The organism is Pseudomonas sp. SG-MS2, from assembly GCF_009933855.1.
GTDB classification, from domain to species: domain Bacteria; phylum Pseudomonadota; class Gammaproteobacteria; order Pseudomonadales; family Pseudomonadaceae; genus Aquipseudomonas; species Aquipseudomonas putida_E.
In genome coordinates this window covers 1-3361 of the sequence record NZ_MOMO01000040.1, presented here as the reverse complement: position 1 = coordinate 3361, position 3361 = coordinate 1, and the positions used below count along the sequence as shown (strand labels likewise).

The 3361-nt window shown below is 55.2% G+C and carries 3 protein-coding genes; 2 read left to right on the top strand and 1 reads right to left on the bottom strand.

What is annotated here, in order from left to right:
• Positions 1–989: FMN-binding glutamate synthase family protein (locus BLX42_RS03145; protein ID WP_161871126.1), on the bottom strand; the 989-nt coding region annotated here is incomplete at its 3' end.
• Positions 990–1231: 242 nt separating this feature from the next.
• Between BLX42_RS03145 and BLX42_RS03140 the strand changes: the two genes are divergently transcribed.
• Together BLX42_RS03140 and BLX42_RS03135 are read left to right on the top strand one after the other, a co-directional pair.
• Positions 1232–1684 carry a DUF2442 domain-containing protein gene (locus BLX42_RS03140; RefSeq protein ID WP_161871125.1) on the top strand — a complete coding sequence of 151 codons (453 nt, stop codon included), beginning with the start codon at positions 1232–1234 and terminating at the stop codon, positions 1682–1684.
• A 970-nt stretch (positions 1685–2654) separates the two neighbouring features.
• Positions 2655–3361, top strand: a 707-nt coding sequence (locus tag BLX42_RS03135) for a hypothetical protein (RefSeq protein WP_161871124.1), incomplete at its 3' end; no start/stop codon positions are given.

Genomic DNA, 3361 nt, shown 5'->3' with positions numbered 1-3361 from the left:
AGCATGGCCTTGGCGATGCCCATGAATTCCCACGGGTGGCCCAGGCAGAACTTGAAGCCCACGGGTTTGCCACCGGACAGCTCACGCAGTTGAGCGACGAAGTGCAGCAGCTCCAGCGGCGTGCGAAAGGCACTGTGCGCGGCCGGTGAGATGCAGTCCTCGCCCACACGCACGCCACGAGTGGCGGCGATTTCAGCGCTGACCTTGTGCCCTGGCAGAATGCCGCCGTGGCCAGGTTTGGCGCCCTGGCTGAGCTTGATCTCGATCATCTTCACCTGCGGGTCACAGGCCTGGGCGGCGAAGCGCTGCGGGTCGAAGCGGCCTTGCTCGGTACGGCAGCCGAAGTAACCACTGCCAATTTCCCAAATCAGATCGCCGCCATGCTCACGGTGGTAAGGGCTGATGCTGCCTTCACCGGTGTCATGGGCAAAGCGGCCCATGCGCGCGCCCCGGTTCAGCGCCGCGATGGCGTTGGCGCTGAGTGCGCCAAAGCTCATGGCCGAAATATTGAAGATCGACGCCGAGTAGGGCACCCGGCACTGCGGCCCGCCAATGGCGATACGGAACGAGGCAGGGTCCGGGGTTGCCACCGGCACCATCGAATGGCTGATGAATTCGAAGCCGGGTTTGTAGGCATCGTTGAGAGTGCCGAAGGCTTTCTCGGCGCTTTCATTCTTGGCCCGGGCGTAGACCAGCGATCGTTGCGAACGGGAGAAGGGCAGCTTGTCGTCGTCGCCTTCTATCAGGTACTGGCGGATCTCTGGGCGGATGGTTTCGATCAGGTAGCGGATGTTGCCCAGGATCGGGTAGTTGCGCCGTACTGCGTGATGGCTCTGGCGCAGGTCGTTCAGGCCAACCAGGCTGAGCAGGGCGGTGATCACCGTCAGCGGCCAGAGCCAAGTGAGCGTGGCAAGCAGGGGAAGGCTGGCGCAGGTGAAAATCAGGCAGATGGCCAGGCAGGCGTAACGGCTGGGTAGAGAGTGTTTCATGGGTCCATCGCAGGCAGGATGACCGGGGCAAGGATAGGGAAACTGGGCGCGCGGAAAACCATGGCAATTGGTAAAACACTGTTACCTGATGACGGGCTGGGGTGTGGCTTTGTGCACGATTCCTGGAATTAAATGGACTCTGGGTTGAGAGTGACGGGCGCAGCGCCTCGTCGCACCTGTTCAAGGTATCGACCACCTATCGCCGGCTAGGCCCAGGCCGATCTTTTGAAGGAGTGGATGAAATGGCATCGATGAAACGTCCGCGCCTGCGGGCTGTTCAAGCACGGCCCGGCGCACGGCTGGAGCTGACTTTTACCAATGGCCAGCGATTCGACTTGGATATGAGTGACGCGCTTGCCGCGTATCCAGGCTTGGCACCTCTTGCCAAGCTTGAGGCGTTCCAAGGTGCTGTATTGGGTGACGGGGGCTGGTCAGTGGAATGGCCTGCGCTGGATATTCAAATCGGGGCAGACACCCTGTTGCTGGACGCCCTTGCCCAGACAGCGCCGGATGACAACACGCGGATTTTCATCCGCTGGCGCCTGCGGCATCGGATGACGCTCGACCAAGCTGCCGAAGCACTGGGCGTTAGCGCACGTAGCATCAGCCGATATAGCAGTGGTCGAGAAGCTGTGCCGCGTACATTGGCGTTGGCCTGTTTGGGCTGGGAAACGTTGGGGCGGAAGGTTGCCTGACCTTGTCGGGGCAGACCCGTTCTGGACTGCGAAAACAAAAAAGGCCCACCTTACGGTGAGCCTTTTTTGATACTGCGAATGGTGCGGCACCAGACGAACGGTTTCTTGCTGTGAGGGCAGGGGATTCGCGGGGCTGGAATTCGGTGGATTTTTTGGCGTACCTCAAAGGGTCGCTACAAACAAATCAGCTGGTTACGGCGTCTGGTGGAATCAAATCGGGAAGTTTTTGGGTGTCGTAGCTTATGAGTAAATTTCAGGTATGACACCGAGCGCCCCCTCAGATTAGTGGTAGGTACCAGTTCGACAGAAGAAGATACCACCCGTCCCGCCCTTGGTGAGACCGTCCGCAAGTAGCCGCATCCGATCATGAACAGGTTCTCGATGTTTTCTACGAACCTAGAGACTATTAATGCATTTCGATTGTTAGCCTTCGGGAATACTTGAATTCAGTCAACTGGATGTGTGTGATTCAGTTCGCAGACCTGCGATTTCAGATTGTGCTGGAGGCCTGAGGAGTGACCCAGAAACCCCGGAGTTGAAAAATATAGCATTGGAATGATGGCGCTTTGCCGCCATCCTGCGCTATATTTTGAGGCTGTAAAAATATTTGGGGTGCTCGTCCACATGCGTACGAGCTAATTCGCTGTTCAGTGCTGTAATCAGTTTCACTTAGGGTGGCGCCAGTATTTTGCGCGTTCTTCAGACATAAGATATTTTCATACGTTCTATACAGCTTATTCAGGACGAAAAAACGGGCGGCAGTGATTGGAAAATGGATAGAAAAAAAAGAGACGTCCAGTGGTTGGGTGACAATGGCGATAGTTTGGGGCCATCAGTTAGGGCTGCGCTAGGCATATTGCTAGAAAGTGGTGACTGGTCTTGGTGGGACGACCCCTCCAAAACAATGGAATGCTTGGAAGCGGCTGTGCCGAGATATCAGCCTGCTAGGTGGGGAGGGGATTCAAGCGTGATGGATGCGGATCAATGGGTGGATCCGCTTCGGGCGTTTAAGCTTGGTCAGGCTTTTGATGCACTATACAAGCATCGCTGCCCGAAAATAAAGCTACTCCGATCAGTTTGGGAGTGGCCTGGCACCGTCCACACAATAGCAGAAATAGCATTAGAACTATCCCGGCGGGTCGGCGCGGGGCGTGTATTTCCTGAGTGGAAAGAAAATGCTAGACCACGTTTCCCAGAGTCGAGTTTGCGGCAAGGGTTGGGGGTAATAACTAGCCCCATCCAATTGTCCTCAGCGTTTATCAGTAGTGTCTCGGGGTACATTGAGTGGGTCCATAATGCCAATGTTGCTGATATCATTGTTGTTAACTCTTCTAAAATGCTGGATGCGATTGGAGCTGCAAAGCTCGTGATTTTATATGGGCAAAGTGCTGCGGCTGAATTTGCTTACATTAGCCGTCTGCGCTACAAGTTGTGCGCTCAAAGTGTAATTTATGTTAAGGCGGATCAAAATGGTGTCGAAAGTTGGCTTCAAGCGCTGATTGTTCAGTGTGTGGGGCAAGGGAACTCTATATCTGAATCTATTGAAATTGCAGAGGCTCGATTGGAGTCTGCTGCAGTGGTCCTCTCATCTACCCAATCATTTTTTTTTCGTCGACATGGCGGCCTCAGGTTCCAAGTGCAACAGTCAGTTGATAATGTTGAGCCGATTGGTTGCCA

Excerpts from the sequence above, each read along its gene's own strand:
- BLX42_RS03140 (WP_161871125.1), top strand. The coding sequence starts at position 1,232 with ATGGCATCGATGAAACGTCCGCGCCTGCGGGCTGTTCAAGCACGGCCC.